Source organism: Rhodococcus sp. P-2, assembly GCF_016598535.1.
GTDB lineage: Bacteria > Actinomycetota > Actinomycetes > Mycobacteriales > Mycobacteriaceae > Rhodococcus_F > Rhodococcus_F baikonurensis.
This window is the reverse complement of record NZ_CP066779.1, coordinates 3,223,950-3,240,910: the sequence shown is the minus strand read 5'-3', so window position 1 is coordinate 3,240,910 and position 16,961 is coordinate 3,223,950. Positions and strand designations below refer to the sequence as shown.

Sequence of the window (16,961 nt, the reverse complement as noted above, 5' to 3'; positions counted from 1 at the left end):
CCGAAGCCAAGACCGCCGCTCGACTCTCCGGAGTCGAGCGGCGTTTTTTGTTCAGCGGTTGTCCTGCTCGAGGTGTTCGTTCATCGTCGAGTGCAGGTCGACGAGAAATTCCTCGAATCGACTGAGCAGTTCGGGCGGGTACTTCGCCATCATGGCGTCGAGTCGCACGGCAAGGGGCCCGAAGAACTCGTCCGCCAGATCCTGCACATGCGCACTGCTGTGCAGCGTGACCACGCGACGGTCTGCATTCTCTCGGGTCCTGACGATGTGTCCCGCCTTCTCCAGACGATTGAGCAGCGCGGTGGTTGCGCCCGACGTCAAGGAGATCCGCTCCGCGAGGCGCGCGGGTGAGAGCGGCGCACCTTTCTCCTCGGCTGCGGTGATTTCCATCAGGGCAGTTGCATCGGTGGAATGAAGACCCAGCCACGACGCGAATCGATGGCTGAATTCGGTGAACGTCCCACCGTACGCGCGGAATTCGTCCATCAGCCGCTCCCGCTCCACGGAGATGTCGCGCGGTGCCTCCACCTCGGTGATCCCACCTTTCCTGTGCCAGACGGCGGCCAGCAGAGCCCAGCGCGCACGTTGACAACTTACCGCCTCAAATATACCTTCATTATAAAGTTACTTCACCATGGAGGTTTATTCGTGAACATCTCACCCACCACCCGCAAGTGGTTGGGCCTGATCGCCATTGCACTCGGCGTGGCACTGATCGTCGTCGACACCACCATCGTCAACGTCATCGTTCCCTCGATCATCGAAGATCTCGGAATCAATTCCGTTCAGGCTCAATGGATCCAAGAGTCCTACGCAATCGTGTTCGCGGCACTTCTGCTATTGGTCGGCAGAGTTGCCGATCTGGTCGGCGCTCGTCGTATCTTCATTGCCGGTGTCATCGTGTTCGGCGCGACGAGCCTGCTGGCCGGACTGGCACCGAACGGCGGTCTATTGATCCTGGCGCGATTCCTGCAGGGCGCCGGCGCGGCCATGATCCTGCCCACCTCACTGTCGCTGCTGAACGCTATGTTCACCGGCAAAGCCCGCGGCCAGGCCTTCGCAGTCTGGGGCTCCACCATCGGTGCAGCCTCCGCCCTCGGCCCATTGCTCGGCGGCTGGCTTGCCGAACATGCCTCATGGCGTTGGGCATTCGGGATCAACATTCCGCTGGCTGCGCTCATTCTCATCGGCGCAGTGCTGTTCATCGCGCCCTCACCCCGCACCGCTGGGCGCATCGACGCCACGGGAGCGGCACTGTCCATCGCCGGCCTTGGCCTGCTCGCCTTCGGCCTCGTCGAGGGACGTACGTACGGGTGGCTGACCACGAAGGAACCCTTCGATCTGTTCGGTCTGTCATGGACCAGCGGACCGTCACCGGTTCTGGTCGCGCTCGTACTCGCCGTTCTGTCGCTCGGTGCGTTCGCCTACCGGCAAACCATGCTCACCCGCAGCGACGATCCGTCGCGGGCGCTGATGGACGTGCGACTCTTCTCCATCTCGTCGTTCCGCAACGGCAACATCGCGACGCTGATCATCGGGCTCGGCGAGTTCGGAATCGTTGCGGTGCTTCCTCTCTGGCTTCAGTTCACGCTCGGATACAGCGCACTCCAGGCCGGACTTGCACTGGTTCCCATCGCCATCGGCAGCTTCGTCGCCAGTGGTGCGAGCTTCGGAATGGCATCGAAGGTCTCGCCGTTGGGTTTGGTCCGTATCGGTTTGGCCCTCGAAGCGCTCGGTCTCGCCGGTCTCGGATTCATCGCTGCGACAGACAGCCCCTGGTGGACTATCGCCGCAGTGCTGTTCTTCTACGGAATCGGCGTCGGTTTTGCGACTGCGCAGGTGACCAACGTCGTGCTCGAGGAGATTCCCGAGCAGAGCGCCGGTCAAGGCTCCGGAATTCAGAGTGCGTTCCGCCAACTCGGATCCGCACTGGGCATCGCTGTCCTGACCACGGCCTTCTTCAGCACTCTCAATTCCACGCTGAACAACGACCTCACCGAATCCGGTGTCGACCAAGCTCAGGCTGATCAATTGACTCGTGCTGTCACCGACAGCGCGGGCGCCGCCATAGACTCGCTGGCCGGGTCACCGAGCACCGCTTTCGTCGCCGACGCTGCACAGTCTGCAATGACTCACGGCATCACACTCGGCGGATACCTTGCGGCCGGATTCGTCGTGGTCGGCCTGATCGCCACCGCGCTCATCCCGAACAAGCCTGCCCCGTCAAGCGAGGAGGAAACGAAAGCACCAGCCGACGTCGCCTGACGGCCGAATAGGTGCAGTACGGTGCCGGTATGCGATTGCCCTGGTCACGGTCAGCACAGTCACGGTCAGCACAGTCACGGTCAACACAGTCACGGTCAGCACCGGTGCTCAGTGAGGCTGACATCGTCGCTGTCCGTGAGCAAGCGCGCGAACTGGTAGTCCCTGGTTTCGCGACGTTCGACGAAATCTGCGAAGCCGCCCGAGACAGCGTCGAGGGCGGTTTCGAGAACGATGAACTCGGCAGACGGATCGACGCAATAGTGCGTGAGGTCTGGGACCGAAGACTCGAGGAGCAGACCCAGTGGACGGCTCCTGGCGACTTCGAGCGCCTATCCGCCGCCTTCGCAGAACTCGAGCACAACGGCATCGTGGCCCGAATGAACTTCACCTGCTGCATGCAGTGTGGCACTACCGAAATCGACGACGAGCGCACGCCGGCCGAACCGGACGAGAACGGGTATCCCTTTGCTCAGTGGGCGTACACGTTCTTCCACATGCAGGATGCGGAGCGTCTCGGCGACGAGCCGTCCGATCTCTACTTGTCCTACAGTGCGTTTCGCCCTGCCCACGATCTCGATCCCGCACTGATCGCCGCTGCTTTCGGCGGCGACGAAACCGCCAAGGCACACATGATCGCGCACACCGATCAGACCGTCGGGCGCCAGGTGGCCGACGCACTCCGAGCCCAGGGACTGAGCATCGACTGGAACGGTGACAACAATCAGCGTATCCGTGTCACCGACGTACGTTGGCGCAAACCGCTCCCGCAGTAGGAGATTCAGCTGGGCGGCAATACGCGGTCGAGGAACATATTGCTGAATACGCGGTGTGGGTCGTGTTCGTCGAGCGTGGCGATAGCGAAGTCCCAGTTCCCGTCTCCACCGGCCCGGAAGGTGGCCGGCACTGTGCTGGTGAGGAATTCGTCGTCCTGGTACGCCGCCTGATCGGTGAATGCCCATCCCTTCGACCACTCCGGACGGAAAGTCGCGTAGTCGCCGGAGTAGTTCGCGACCATCCACCGTTCCATCTCACGAAGGAACACGGGCAATCCCGCGGTGCCGGGAATCGAGACCACGTTCATCCAGATCGCCGTGTCCCAGTCCTGACGATCCGCGCGGGGCCGCACCGCTGACAGATCCGGCACACCGGCGCTGTCGACCAACACCTCGCCGTTATCGTCGACACCGCAGAGACGTACTTCGAACGGCATGTTGACGGGATACTGCCCCAGCGACGCGTAGTGCGTCATTCGCTCGTTCAGCCAACTCGTCATCTCGTGGACGACGCGGCCGATGTTGGAGCGCTTGGTGATCACCGCCCCGCCGCCCGCTACGACGCGCAACGTCGTGTGCCGCAGGTAGAACAAGACGTCTTTCGACCAGCCCCACAGATCGTCGGTGTCGGTCAGCACCAACCCTGCTGCTACAGCTCCGAACTGAGAGGCACCGAACAGTGGTGTCGCAGCTTGAAGACCCTGCGCCACCATCCCCAACGGTGTGGTGACTTCTTCGGGAATCGCGTCGGAGAAGAAGTAGTTGTACGGCCCGCTCACCTCTCGGGACTCCGGAGGTTTGACCGGGGTCGGCGTCCAGACCTTGAGCCACGGTGTTTGCGTGAACGGGAACCAGATGGCTTCTACCCGTCCGGATTTCTCGACAAAACTCTCGTAGGTACGCCCTGGCGAACCGGGAGCAGCAAAGAGTTCTTGCCACGGAATGTCGGTAAAACTCTGGCACCGCAGCCGATAATTCTCCCCGGCTTGCAGCGTCACGGAGGTGACGAAGGTTCGGCCCAGGTGAGTCAGGAAAGCCGTGATCTCGTCATCTGATCGGCGAAAAGTCTTCAGCCCGTATCGATTGCTGCCTTCCTCCCACGCCACCACCGTGATCTCGGTGATCAGATTGCTCAGCGAACCATACGATTGACCAGGGGTGATCGTCTCCCCTACCGCCGGATACGTTGCCCCGTGAGCGCCGATCGCCAGTGCCCCGGCGATGGACAGCTCACCGATCGCCGGAGAGTTCGCCCAGCCGAGCCCTTCTCGCTCGAGCGCTGTCAGAATGGCTTCGATACTGGTACCGGCGCCCGCCGTGACTGTTGCGGGCGTGCCGTGCTGCACCACAACCGAATTCAAGTTCGCCATCGTATCGACCAGCAGAACTCGATCCGAAGGCGCGCCGGGCACCACGGTCAACGGACTCCACCCGTGCATCGTTCCCTTCGCACGCACTGTGTACCCGTTGTCGAACGCCCAGTTGGCGAGGGTGACGACGTCGCCGCTGTGACGCGCCGTTGCAGTCCACACGCTGTCGAGCATGATTTCTCGCGACCAGTTGGCGTATGCCTGCTGTGACAGCGGAATGTCCGACGGAAATCCGGGCGGTGGCGCGATGGTCGATGCCGAACCCCAGGGCACTGCTCCCGCCGGCGCCCAGGAAATGCCCGCGAGCGCGGCAGCACCGGCACTCGCTGCGAGAAATCCGCGCCGGCTCACACCGTCTACTCCTGAGCTGTGCTCTGCCTTGGGTTCTGCTCGATGCACCACTGCTCACTCCGTCAGCCGACTCGGTTCATGTCAGGGACGAACGTAGAACAAATATGATTACGATGCCAGTGGTTCCGTAATAAAAGTTTTCCGAAGCTCACTGCACCATCGGAGCGAAGACGGCATAGATCGCTTCCGGGGCGCCGTCGAACGCACTGATGATCAACCAGGCAGTCAGAACAGTCAGCGCCGGCCCGATCAGGATCTTCTCGAGGTTCCCACCTGCACGGATGGACAGGAATGACGGCAGCCGTTGTTCCCACCATCGCTTGCCGCCGAGCGGAATCAGGGGCGCGAGAAACGGCACCCCTTCCTTGGTGATCGCATCGCCGAGACAGTGCGTGGCGCAGCCCAGTGCCACCGCAACACCTAGCCCGGTGGATCCGGCCTCACTCGGATACCACTGCCAAGTGAGGGCAGAGAGCACCAACGCAACGGCGGAAACCGCGAGCCACCCCTTCTCCTTGGCCAATTCACCCGCCAACCCTCGGATGGCCAGTCCGAGGCAGAAGAACAGCGTGATGATGATGGCGGGCTTCCCGAATTGAACAACCAACGCAGAAACCCCGGCCCCCAGACCGGCGGCAAACAGTGCGGTGTGCGTGAGCGTCCGATGCCCACCACGACGCTTGCCGTCCTTCTTGCCTTTGGTGATGCGATAGAAGGTCACCGAAATTGCGTCGATACCTTTGGCCAGCGCTTTACTGAGCGGACCGAATGATCGGGAAACCGTCGACTGACCGGTATCGAGATCGGGAAGCAAGGCGGCGCCGGCGCACACACCGGCAAAGGTCAAGGTTTCAGCGGTGGATGTGGGCCCTCCCCAATCGAGAGGCAACAACTCTGCAACCACCAACCCCACAGCAGCACCGGACATCGCGTGGGTGGGGCCCATGACCATGAAACACAACACCTTTCGAAACGCGCCCCGCATCAGGCCGTACCGCACCCTCTGCGAGACACCACACACATGACGCCATCGGCGACGGTCCCGGCATGCTCGCCGAGACCGCCCCGAACGTAGCAAGTGCTACCGACAGGGTTGACCGCCCTCTCGTCCCAGTTGAGTACGGCCGTACCGTTCCAGGTCAAAGCGGTTCATGCGGAGCTTTTTTCGCTCGTCAGCCCGCAGCAACGGTGCATGACAGGGCAACGCCTTCCTCCAGCGGAGCGACGCCGGCCATGTCGAGCACCTCTGCCGGAACCCCCTCGGTGGTCGGAGCCCACTCGACGGTCGGCAACGCCGGCACCCCTTCACGCGCAATGAATGTCGCGGCGTCGCTCGGCACTTCAATCGTGATTGCGGCTGTACCGGCCTCCTCCGCGCGCACAACCTTGCCCTCGTCGATGAGCTTCTGCAGCTCCTCGTCGGATATCGGCGTCGTGGCACCACACGCTACTTCGGGTGCCACACCAGCATCGGACGGAGCGGTCGCGATCGATCGCACCGCTACCGGCGACCCGTCGGAAATCGGATTGGAAGCCCAGGCGATTCCCGGTGCCACGGCCATACCGAGGACCGCCACGGACGCCACCACCACACCGGTCCGGCGGGCCCGCTTGCCGTTCACTGTCAATCGCGTCATCGTTGTTCTCCTTGATCGAACGTTCTCGAATTCTCGGCGCGGTCGCATCCGAGAAACCCGAGGTTATGAAGCCGACACTGCAGATCTGTTGTCGGTTTCTTAGGAGTTGATGAGAATGCGGCGGCCCTGGCTCCGAGCGAGGCCCCGGGCCGTAATCCGATGGCACCATGGCTGGGGTGAGTACACGCGAGCGCATCCTGATCGTTGACGACGACACGAAGGTTCTGAATTCGCTCGAACGTGGACTTCGATTGTCGGGCTTCGACACGGCAACTGCCGTCGACGGACGATCCGCCTTGTCCTCGGTGAACAAGCAATGCCCGGCCGCACTTGTTCTCGACGTCAACATGCCCGGCCTCGACGGCGTCGGAGTCGTGACGGCCCTGCGCGCAATCGGCAACGAGGTTCCGATCTGCGTACTCAGCGCCCGAAGTTCCGTGGGTGACCGCATCGCGGGGCTGGAGGCGGGCGCCGACGACTACCTCACCAAACCTTTCGAGTTGGCGGAGCTTGTCGCCAGACTCAATGCCTTGCTTCGACGCACGACGCGAGCCACCCCGTCGGTCGACCATCCGATCACGGTGGGACCGCTGACGGTCGATCTCCGTGGCCATCGAGCGCACATCGACGGTAGGCGAATCGAACTCACCAAAAGAGAGTTCGACCTGTTGTCGGTACTCGCCGAGCATGCCGGTGTCGTACTCAGTCGCGCACAACTCCTGCGACTCGTCTGGGGTTACGACTTCGCTGCCGACACCAATGTCGTCGACGTCTTCGTCACCTATCTACGCAAGAAACTCGAAGTCGACGGGGCGCCCCGCGTGATCCACACGGTGCGCGGAGTGGGCTTCGTCCTGAGGGCCGAACGATGAAGCGGCCACTGTCACTTCAGACCCGGGTAGCCATCGCCTCGGGTCTGGCCGCCGGAATCGTGATTGCCGCGATCGGAATTGCATTCGCGGTCTTCCTGCGCGTCAACGGATCCGAACAACTGGAACGCACTCTCGATTCCGTCACCCTGGGTGTCGCAGCGAGTGCGCCGAGCCCGCTGTTCATCGAAACACCAACTGCAACAACAGAACCATTGGTCGGCAGCCCTGGGTTCAATGCCACGACCGTCAGCGCCTTGGCTACCACCGATGTTCGCAGTCGTGATGTTCTCGTACCCGGCGACAGCGGTGCCGCACTGGCTGTCAGTATCCCCGAAGACCCACTGACCCAGGCAATCCGTGAGCAGCAGTTCCAAGTGGCCGCTGCGGCAGTGGTCGCCATCCTCGCCGCGGCCGGGCTCGGCTGGTTACTCACGGGCCGTGCCGTCCGCCCTCTCCAGCAATTGACCGAGACCACCAGTTCCATAGGCAACAACCTCGATGTCGAAGGACTCTCGCGCCGGGCACCGTCGGTACGTGGAACGCGCGAAGCCGAAGAACTGTCGGAGGCAATCCACAGCATGCTCAGTCGCATCGAGAACGATCGAAGCCGCACCGAGGAGGCGTTGGAGTCGGCACGCGATTTCGCTCGCGTCTCCGCCCACGAACTGCGCACACCTCTCACGTCGATGCGCACCGATCTTGAAGTTCTCGCAACACTGAATCTCACGGAAAGCCAACGGCGCGAACTGTCCAGCGAATTATTGGAAGCGCAGCGCCAGATCGAGCGCACCTTGACCGATCTGGAGACACTCGCTCTGGGTGAAGTGGCCGATCCCGAGGATTGTGCCGACGTCGATCTCGTGGAAGTTGCCGATCGCGCTGTCGCGGATGCGGGCCGTCTGCACCCTCAGGTCGACGTTCGATTGAAAGCACCGGAAGAACTTTCGGTTCAGGCCTTCCCCGCGGGCATCCGTCTGGTGTTGACCAACGCCGTCACCAACTCCGTTCGGCACGGCAATGCCGACGAAGTCGAGATCACCGTCCGATCAGGTGCTGCCACCGGTTCGGCGACGGTATTCGTCGACGACAACGGCACCGTGATCGCGCCTTCGGAACGCGAAGCGATGTTCGAACGATTTGTTCGTGGTACCGGTGCGGGCGACGCCGGAAGCGGTTTGGGGTTGGCCCTCGTGGCGCAGCAGGCGCGACTGCACGGCGGTAGCGCGCGACTCGACAAGAGCCCACTAGGCGGAACTCGATTGATCTTCTCGATCAACCTAATTCGACGTGCAGAGCCTCGAGCAGCGGCTTGGCCGCCTCGTCGAAGAATCGGTCTTGGGTATCTCCACCGATCTGTACCAGTGCCACATCGGTGAATCCGGCGTCCGTGTATGCCTTGACCGCCTCGACGATCACATCCAGATCGGGACCACACGGAATGCTTTCAGCCACATCCTCTTTGCGCACGAACTGAGTCGCACCCGAGAAGCTCGCCGGCGTCGGTAGTTCGGAGTTCACGGACCACCCTCCGCCGAACCAGCGGAACTGCTGATGAGCTCGGGCAATTGCCGTGTCGCGATCAGGGTCCCACGAGATCGGAATCTGACCGATGGTCCGTCCTGCGGGAGCCAATCCGTATGCCCGGCCGTGCACGTGCTTCCACTGGTGCACCAGATCCGAATCAGGTTGCACGGCAATCAGATCGTCGGCCATCGGACCGAAACGCTCGACGGACTTGTCTCCGGACATGGCCAGCGCCAGAGGAACCGGGTTCTCCGGGAGATCCCAGATCCTGGCGGACTGGACGTCGAAGTACTCCCCCTTCCAGCTCACCAGATCTCCGGCGAGCAGTGCGCGAATGATGCTCACCGCCTCTTGCAGCATGTCCTGGCGGGTGTCGATGGACGGCCAACCCTCGCCAACCACATGCTCGTTCAGGCTCTCGCCACTTCCCAACCCCAGGGTGAAGCGACCGTCCGCGAGGATCTGGATCGTCGCGGCTTTCTGAGCGACGACGGCGGGGTGGTACCTCACGGTCGGACACGTCACATACGTCATCAATCCGACTCGCTCGGTGGCGTGGGTGACTGCCCCCAGCACCGACCAGGCATAGGGCGCATGCCCCTGCTCGGTCAGCCACGGCGAGTAGTGATCACTCATCACTTCGAAGTCGAAGCCGACTTCCTCGGCCCGAACTGCATGGCGAACCAGTTCTTTCGGGCCTGCCTGTTCCGTCATCAAGGTGTAGCCGAATCGTGCCATCACTGATCAACTCCCGGTATCTTGGCCTGAAACGAGTTCGGAGATCACACTGCCGTCGAGGTGGTCGAGAAGGTCGCGGGCGTCGTCGTACACGGCCGCCGCACCCGCGCCTTCGAGTTCGTCGGTCGACATGCCGCCGCTGCGCACTCCCACAGCCACAACGCCCGCCCATGTCGCCGCCTTCATGTCCCAGACGGCATCCCCGACCATGACCGCCTCGCCCGCGTCGACACCTGCCTTCGCGAGCGCGACCTCGATCAGGTCCGGATCAGGTTTTGCCTCCTCGACGGATTCCGAAGAGGTGGCGGCGTAGATCATTTCGTCGATGTCGAGCGTCTGGCGAAGCAACTTCAGTTCGTCGTCAGGCGCCGAGGTAGCGAGCACCACGTGCAGTCCGAGCGAGTGAACTCGGCGGATCAACTCGCGCGCTCCCGGCAGCACTCGGAGACGGTCGGCCGACTGCCGGTAGTACGTGGTGTGAAGTTCTTTGGCCCGCGGCCCGCACCCGTCGATGTCTTCCCCGAGCAGCGTCTCCAACAGTTGGTCGCCGTCCATCCCGATGCTGCGGTGCACCCGCCACGCGTCAACCGGGCGACCTACCTCGAAGAAGGCTCGTGACCACGCTTCTACATGCAGATAGTTGGAATCGACGAGCGTTCCGTCGATGTCGAAGAGAACTGCACCTATTGCCATGGGAATTGACTGCCCAACACTTCCGTTCGCGAAACTTGTGCCCCGAGCATTCTCCGCTCGAGAAGCGGATCATGGAGAGTGCGAACAGCAGAAGTGCACGTCGAACAGGGGTGTCGTCATGGAGTCAGTAGTTGTGTTTCTTCTCGCATGCTTCGTCTACTGGTTCGCACTGCTGTAGTCGGGCAGACGAAAACGGACCGCCGCGGGGAAGTGATTTCCCTTGCAGCGGTCCGCATTCGGTACACCTAGGCGATGCTCATGTCAGCGGGTCACTGACCTGCGCGTACACCCTCTTCGACTCGCTTACCCAAATCAGCGTCGACGTTCTTCCAGTATTCGAAGACACGCAGCAGAACTTCTTCACTGACGCCCGCAAGAGCGTGGCCGACGATGTTGCTCACCAGGCGCTCACGAGCAGCGTCGTCGAGAACCTCACGAACCAGCGTTCCGGCTTGCGTGAAGTCGCCGTCTTCGGCGTGCTCGATGTATCCGGCGCGCACTGCCTTGCCGTCGAACGCCCACAGTCCTTCGTCACCGGCAACCGACGGATCGGCATGCGGTCCGCCGTACGAGTTCGGTGCGTACACCGGCGTCGACGGGGAATTGAAGCTGTACCGCATGGCGCCCTCCTTGGAGTAGGAGTTCACCTCGTTCTTCGGGGCGTTGACCGGCAGGTCGGCGTAGTTGGTGCCGATACGGTAACGATGTGCGTCGGCGTAGGAGAAGACGCGGCCGAGAAGCATCTTGTCCGGGCTGAATCCGATGCCGGGCACCACGTTCGACGGCTCGAACGACGCCTGCTCGATCTGCGCGAAGAAGTTCTCCGGGTTGCGGTTGAGCGTCCACTTGCCGACCTCGATCAGCGGGTAGTCCTTCTGAGACCAAACCTTGGTGAGGTCGAACGGGTTGAAGCGGTAGCCTTCGGCCTCGTCGACGGGCATGATCTGGACCTTGAGGGTCCAACTCGGGAAATTGCCGGCCTCGATGGCGTTGTACAGATCCGCACGGTGGTAGTCGGGATCGCTACCGGCGAGGCTGTCTGCCTCGGCTTGCGTCAGGAATTCGATGCCCTGATCGGTCTTGAAGTGGTACTTCACCCAGAAGCGTTCACCCGCAGCGTTGACCCACTGGTAGGTGTGCGATCCGAAACCGTCCATGTTGCGCCAGGTCTTCGGGATACCGCGGTCACCCATCAGCCAGGTCACCTGGTGAGCAGTCTCGGGACGCAGCGTCCAGAAGTCCCACTGCATGTCGTGGTCACGAAGGCCGGAACCCGGCAGTCGCTTCTGCGAACGAATGAAGTCGGGGAACTTGATCGCGTCCTTGATGAAGAACACCGGGGTGTTGTTGCCGACGAGGTCGTAGTTTCCCTCTTCGGTGTAGAACTTCATCGCAAAACCGCGCGGATCGCGCCAGGTGTCCGGGCTGCCCTGCTCACCGGCGACGGTGGAGAAGCGGACGAGCGACTCGGTCTTCTTACCCGGCTGCAGGAACGCGGCCTTCGTGTACTTGCTGACGTCGTGTGTGATGACGAGTTCACCGAAAGCGCCGCCGCCCTTGGCGTGGACGATGCGCTCCGGGACACGCTCGCGGTTGAACTGCGCGAGCTTCTCGATCAGGTAGTGGTCATGAAGGAGCACCGGCCCCTGAATACCCGCGGTCAGCGATTCGTCATCACTTGCGACCGCGATACCGAAATTGTTGGTGGTGGGCTTGGTCATGGCGAAGCCTCCTAGCGTTGTGGGCTGGGCGTCAGAGGAGCGGGGCTGCATCCGAGCCGAACGCATGGGCTGCATGCGAAGGGGCTGGCTCGGAGGTTCTGGACGCATCAATTCGATTCTGCGAGACCGTGTCCGACGCGGTGTCGGATTCGGCAGACTTCTTCAGGCAATCTTCGCAACGGCCCCAGAACACGACCTCGGCTTCGTCGATTTCGAAGCCGTGATTATCGGAAGGTTCGAGGCAGGGAGCTTGGCCGACAACACAATCGACGTCGACGACCTTGCCACAGCCGCGACAGACGAGGTGATGGTGGTTGTCACCAGTTCTCGTCTCGAACCGGGCGGGTGAACCCGCCGGCTCGATGCGTCGCAGCAATCCTGCGTTCACGCATGCCTTCAGCACGTCGTAAACGGCCTGTGTGGATACCGATCCGAGCTGCTGCCGCACGAGTGCTGCAACAGAATCGGCGTCTGAATGCGGTTGGGCTGTAACCGCATCCAGCACGGCGAGGCGCGGAGCAGTGACCCTCAACCCGACGGCGCGCAGTTGCGCTCGGGGGTCGAAGTCATGCTCTCCGTCTCGCATGTTTCCCAGTATGCCGCTTTTCTGGAATTAGTCAAGAAAAGGATTGCCTAAGTTGAATCGAGATCGGCGTCACACCCAGTGGCATCACACCCAGTGCACCGCACCCGGTTACTCAGCCCAGGACGAACCAGATCGCCTTGACCGTCTCGTCTGTCTCGTTGCGCAACCGGTGGGGAACGTTCCCGACCAGGTGGATCGCTTCACCCGACTTGAGCAGCCGACGCATTCCGTCGATGTCGATAGTCAAAGTCCCTTCGAGCACGTACCCGTAGTCGTCACCCGAATGGGTCTGCGGTGCATCGCCCGGCGCGGAGTCGGCGCCGGGCTCGTACTCCGTGAGGAGGAACTGGACGTGATGGTTGGCGGGAGTGTTCGCCAACCGTTGCCAGCGAACACCCGACCGAAAGGTGAGGCAGTCGGAGATCCGCGGTTCGTGAGTCTTCGTTTCGGATGCGGATTCACGTTCCGGATCGACGCTGTTGCCCAGCAGCACGTCCAGCGACAGGTTGAGTTCGGTCGCGATCGCAAAAAGCGTGTTCACCGCGGCCTGACTCTGCCCCAGTTCGAACTGCGACAGGAAGGACGGCGATACGCCGAGCCGCCTCGCCAATTCGCGAACCGGGATTCCCTGTCGCGTGCGTTCGGCACGAACCGTCTTGCCTACCGACGTCCCCAAACCGTTGTCCTCCGCCTTCTGTTTGCGCGCCGCCACCTTGGCCGGCGCCGACTTCTGTGCCGACTTCTTCTGTGCCGACTTCTTCTGTGCCGTCGCCTTTGGGGGAGTCGTCTTGCGCGGTTGCGATTTCTTCGATGCAGCCGCTGTCGACTCAGCCGCCCTACGAGGTGGCTTTGCGCCGGTTGCCGTCATGTCCGAACTCGCTTCCGTAGGTCTCGGGGACCGCCTGTGCGGAGCCCAAGCCTAACGCTCGACGCAGGAGAAACTTCTGAACCTTCCCACTCTCCGTCCGAGGAAGAGACGCGACAGTCTCGACTCTCTCCGGAGCCTTCTGAACAGCGAATCCTTCGGACAGCAAGAAGATCCGCAGGTCTCGAACGCTTGGTGGTTCACCCTCCGGAACGACGAAGGCGCACGCGCGCTCCCCCAGTTCCTCGTCCGGATACCCGACCACTGCCACCTCTCCGACGTTGGGATGAGCCTCGAGGGCCCACTCGATGTCGGCAGCACTGAATTTCTCTCCGCCCCGATTGATGATGTCTTTGATTCGCGACGTGATCCGGATCTGACCGGGTCCGTCCACGGCGGCTACGTCGCCGGTTCGGAAAAAGCCGTCGTCGGTGAACGATTCCGCGTTGATCGAGCTGTCGACGTAGCCGACGAACAGTTCCGGACCCCGCACCAACAGCTCGTCGTCTTCGCCGAGCCGGAATTCGTTTCCCCCGATCACAGCCCCTTCGTCCTCGGCCTGCAAATCGATGTCACCGAAAGGATCACCCATGACGAGAGTCGGAAGTTCCGTCGATCCGTAGGTACGTACAACCGCTGTCCCCATCACGCGATGGGCCCGGCGCACCAACTCGGGCGGAATCCCGGCCCCACCACACACGAATCGGGTCAGCTGGGATCGTCGATATTCGCCACTCTCGTACGCGTCGGCAAGACCACGGAGAAACGGTGTCGCGCTCACGGTGAACGTGCATTGTTCGCGCTCGATCAACGCAACCGCCTCGTCAGGATTCCACCGTTGCATCAGAACCGTCGAGCAGGCTGCCGCTGCCGGCAGGACGACCGCATACGAAATCCCGGTGATGTGGGGCAACGGCGAAGGCATGAAGATTCGATCGTGCGAATCCACGCCGCAGTGCGCAATCATGCTCGAACTCTCGGCCATCAGGGTCCGGTGAGTGTGCAGAACGCCTTTCGGAGCCGAAGTGGTTCCGGACGTGTAGAGAACGAGGGCGACATCGTCGGGATCCGCGTGGCGGTCGGGCCTGTTCGACGCCGTCCCGAAGTCCAGAAAGTCGTCGAACGTGGTGCGCCGCAACCCACCTTCGCCGCGAGCTTCCACGAGAAGAATCTCTCGGCCCAGATCACGGAGTACGGTCCCGAATTGCTCGACGTGACGATATCCGCGGTATTCCTGCGGGGCGACGATCACCGTCGGCTCAGCTTGCTCGATGATGAAGGACAACTCGTGTGCGCGGTAGATCGGGACTACCGGAAGGAGAATGCCGCCGGCAAGCCATGTACCCCAGGCCGCAACCACGGATTCCCACCAGTTCGGCAGCTGAACGAGTACCACTTCTCCAGGCTCGAACCCTGATTTATGCAGCGCGCCTGCAAATCTCGTCGAAGCGTCCACCAATGCCCGGTACGTCCACCGCGCACTGCCATCGACAAGGGCCAGTGCCTCGGGATCTCGATGCAGAGCATCGAGAAGCATCTCAGGCAGCACCGGACCTCCGCCGGTCATCGCCCGCGGACGGGTAGCGCTCAGCATGACATCACCCGCCGAACAGCTGCAACGATGTCGTCAGGCCCGACTTCCCACTCACGTTCGAGCACCGGCGCATAGGGTGCGGGTGCGTACCGTGCTCCCACCCGTACCACCGGGGCGTCCAGCGAGTAGAATCCGGAATCTACTGCCAACGCTGCGATCTCGGCTCCGACGCCGAAGTCCACCACCGCTTCCTGAGCAATGACCATCCGGTTGGTCCGACCGAAGGATTCGAGAATGGTCTCCCGATCGAGTGGAGCAATCGTTCGTAGATCGATGACCTCCGCATCGATCCCTTCGTCTGCCAACGACTGCGCCGCAATCAAAGCGTGCATCGCCATCCTCGACCACGAGACAATGGTGACGTCCGACCCTGGCCTCGTCACCGCCGCCTTTCCGATCGGAACCCGAAAATCCTTGCTCGGCAACAAATTTTTCTTCTCGTACAGCAGTCGATGTTCGATGAACATCACGGGGTTGTCGTCCTCGATCGCTGCCCGCAGCAGGCCGTACGCATCGGCGCCCGAACTGGGCATGAGCACAGTCAGTCCAGGGATGTGCGCCAACAGCGCTTCGAGACTCTGCGAATGCTGGCCACCCGACGATCTGCCGGAACCGAACTGCGTCCGCACCACCAACGGCAGACTGGCTGCGCCGCCCGTCATGAACCGCAACTTCGCCGCCTGATTCATCAGTTGATCCAGACACACCCCGAGAAAATCGAGGTACATCAGTTCCACGACAGGTCTTCGGCCTGCCATCGCGGAGCCGACGGCAAGGCCCATGATCGCCGATTCCGAGATCGGAGTATCGAACACCCGCCCCGGATACTTCGCGGCCAATCCCCTGGTCAGACCGAAAACATTCCCGCCGGCAACATCGATACCGGCAAGAAACACATCCGGATCCGCCCCCAGGGAGTCGTCGAGCGCGGCTTTGATGATCTTGGACTGCGACACCGCTGCACCACCCGCGTCGATACTCACGTCGAGGTGGCCCGGCGGATAGACACGTCGCGGTGAATAGATGTACTCCATCACGCTCGACGCCTCCGGTTGCGGCGACGCCCGCGCGAAACGCTCCGCCTCGTCGACCACCGCCCTCACCCGCTTGTCCACCAGATCGAGGACATCGTCCCCGATGCCTCGCTCCCGAAGTCGGCCCCGCGTCACCGTCAGTGGATCGGCCGCGAGAATGCCTCGGGCCATCTCGTCCTTGTCGCGGTACACCTGCGGATCGCCCTCGTAGTGCCCGTGCACCCGCAGGGTCGTGACCTCGACGAACACCGGACCACTGCCGCCTCGCACCTGCGCGTACACCGGCCGAATACCGTCGGCGACTGCCTCGACGTCGTTGCCTGCCAGCGTGATCGATTCCATTCCGTATCCCGCTGCGCGCGCAGAGATCGGGACCGGATGCTGATCCGCCGTCGAGGAGAACTCCGAGAACCCATTGTTCTCGCAAAGGAAGATGATCGGCAGTTTCCACAGCGCGGCCATGTTCATCGCCTCGTGGAACGCGCCGGTCGCGATCGCCCCGTCACCGAAGAACGCCACGACCAGATCACCCTCACCGCGATCCTTGGCAGCGAAAGCCGCACCGAGGGCGATCGGCAACCCTGCGCCCACGATGCCGTTCGCACCGAAGATTCCCAGGCGGGGATCGGCGACGTGCATCGAACCGCCCCGGCCGTTGTTGGCCCCGGTGACCTTTCCCATCAACTCCGCCATCATCCGGTCGGGCTCGAGACCTTTGGCCAGAACATGACCGTGCCCGCGGTGCGTCGAGGTGATGACGTCACTGACCCGCGCATGAGTGAGAGCCCCCACCGCGCATGCCTCTTGACCTATCGAGGTGTGAACGAATCCGGGAATGATGTCGCCCTTGTAGAGCGCCGAGATGCGCTCCTCCATCACACGGATCAACAACATCTTTTCGTAGGCACACAGGACTTCTTCGCCGTTCACGAGCCGGA

General features: G+C 62.2%; 15 protein-coding genes. 4 read left to right on the top strand and 11 right to left on the bottom strand.

Going from position 1 to position 16,961, the window contains the following annotated elements; genetic code table 11:
* Window positions 1-51 precede the first annotated feature (51 nt).
* Window positions 52-528 carry a MarR family winged helix-turn-helix transcriptional regulator gene (locus I7X09_RS15390; protein ID WP_095969655.1) on the bottom strand — a complete coding sequence of 159 codons (477 nt, stop codon included), beginning with the start codon at window positions 526-528 and terminating at the stop codon, window positions 52-54.
* Window positions 529-648: 120 nt separating this feature from the next.
* Between I7X09_RS15390 and I7X09_RS15385 the strand changes: the two genes are divergently transcribed.
* Together I7X09_RS15385 and I7X09_RS15380 are read left to right on the top strand one after the other, a co-directional pair.
* The gene (locus I7X09_RS15385; RefSeq protein WP_200312917.1) at window positions 649-2,265 is read left to right on the top strand and encodes a DHA2 family efflux MFS transporter permease subunit; all 1,617 of its coding nucleotides are present in this window, start codon (window positions 649-651) and stop codon (window positions 2,263-2,265) included.
* Between the two features lie 104 nt (window positions 2,266-2,369).
* On the top strand, window positions 2,370-3,038 hold the full coding sequence (locus I7X09_RS15380) for a DUF6891 domain-containing protein (RefSeq protein ID WP_200312916.1): 669 nt from the start codon (window positions 2,370-2,372) through the stop codon (window positions 3,036-3,038).
* Window positions 3,039-3,043: 5 nt separating this feature from the next.
* Here I7X09_RS15380 and I7X09_RS15375 read toward each other — a convergent pair whose 3' ends face one another.
* The 3 genes from I7X09_RS15375 to I7X09_RS15365 all read right to left on the bottom strand — a co-directional run bounded on the left by I7X09_RS15375 (window position 3,044) and on the right by I7X09_RS15365 (window position 6,396).
* Window positions 3,044-4,810, bottom strand: a complete 1,767-nt coding sequence (locus I7X09_RS15375; RefSeq protein ID WP_200312915.1) for a cholesterol oxidase substrate-binding domain-containing protein — start codon at window positions 4,808-4,810, stop codon at window positions 3,044-3,046.
* Between the two features lie 97 nt (window positions 4,811-4,907).
* Complete coding sequence (locus tag I7X09_RS15370; protein ID WP_007732353.1) at window positions 4,908-5,711, bottom strand: metal-dependent hydrolase; 804 nt, start codon at window positions 5,709-5,711, stop codon at window positions 4,908-4,910.
* Between the two features lie 220 nt (window positions 5,712-5,931).
* Window positions 5,932-6,396 (bottom strand): light harvesting protein subunit alpha, encoded by a 465-nt coding sequence (locus tag I7X09_RS15365; RefSeq protein WP_200312914.1) that lies wholly within the window; start codon window positions 6,394-6,396, stop codon window positions 5,932-5,934.
* Between the two features lie 167 nt (window positions 6,397-6,563).
* Between I7X09_RS15365 and I7X09_RS15360 the strand changes: the two genes are divergently transcribed.
* On the top strand, window positions 6,564-7,268 hold the full coding sequence (locus I7X09_RS15360) for a response regulator transcription factor (protein WP_095969650.1): 705 nt from the start codon (window positions 6,564-6,566) through the stop codon (window positions 7,266-7,268).
* Window positions 7,265-8,644, top strand: a complete 1,380-nt coding sequence (locus tag I7X09_RS15355; protein WP_200312913.1) for a sensor histidine kinase — start codon at window positions 7,265-7,267, stop codon at window positions 8,642-8,644. Before I7X09_RS15360 ends, I7X09_RS15355 begins: the two co-directional genes overlap by 4 nt.
* On the opposite strand, the gene I7X09_RS15350 is transcribed toward I7X09_RS15355, so the two are convergent.
* The 7 genes from I7X09_RS15350 to I7X09_RS15320 all read right to left on the bottom strand — a co-directional run bounded on the left by I7X09_RS15350 (window position 8,541) and on the right by I7X09_RS15320 (window position 16,953).
* On the bottom strand, window positions 8,541-9,530 hold the full coding sequence (locus tag I7X09_RS15350) for an LLM class F420-dependent oxidoreductase (RefSeq protein ID WP_200312912.1): 990 nt from the start codon (window positions 9,528-9,530) through the stop codon (window positions 8,541-8,543). The genes I7X09_RS15355 and I7X09_RS15350 overlap by 104 nt on opposite strands.
* Window positions 9,531-9,536: 6 nt before the next feature.
* Window positions 9,537-10,223, bottom strand: a complete 687-nt coding sequence (locus tag I7X09_RS15345) for an HAD family hydrolase (RefSeq protein WP_124566735.1) — start codon at window positions 10,221-10,223, stop codon at window positions 9,537-9,539.
* A 269-nt stretch (window positions 10,224-10,492) separates the two neighbouring features.
* A complete protein-coding gene (locus I7X09_RS15340; protein WP_003943483.1) occupies window positions 10,493-11,944 on the bottom strand; it encodes a catalase in 1,452 nt (483 codons plus the stop codon).
* A gap of 31 nt (window positions 11,945-11,975) precedes the next feature.
* Window positions 11,976-12,530 carry a Fur family transcriptional regulator gene (locus I7X09_RS15335; RefSeq protein ID WP_095969646.1) on the bottom strand — a complete coding sequence of 185 codons (555 nt, stop codon included), beginning with the start codon at window positions 12,528-12,530 and terminating at the stop codon, window positions 11,976-11,978.
* 112 nt (window positions 12,531-12,642) lie between these two features.
* On the bottom strand, window positions 12,643-13,398 hold the full coding sequence (locus I7X09_RS15330; protein WP_200312911.1) for a helix-turn-helix domain-containing protein: 756 nt from the start codon (window positions 13,396-13,398) through the stop codon (window positions 12,643-12,645).
* A complete protein-coding gene (locus I7X09_RS15325; RefSeq protein WP_200312910.1) occupies window positions 13,367-14,989 on the bottom strand; it encodes an AMP-binding protein in 1,623 nt (540 codons plus the stop codon). The genes I7X09_RS15330 and I7X09_RS15325 overlap by 32 nt, the downstream gene beginning before the upstream one ends.
* Window positions 14,983-16,953: an alpha-ketoacid dehydrogenase subunit alpha/beta gene (locus tag I7X09_RS15320; RefSeq protein ID WP_200312909.1), complete on the bottom strand. Its 1,971-nt coding sequence runs from the start codon at window positions 16,951-16,953 to the stop codon at window positions 14,983-14,985. The genes I7X09_RS15325 and I7X09_RS15320 overlap by 7 nt, the downstream gene beginning before the upstream one ends.
* Between the last annotated feature and the right edge of the window lie 8 nt (window positions 16,954-16,961).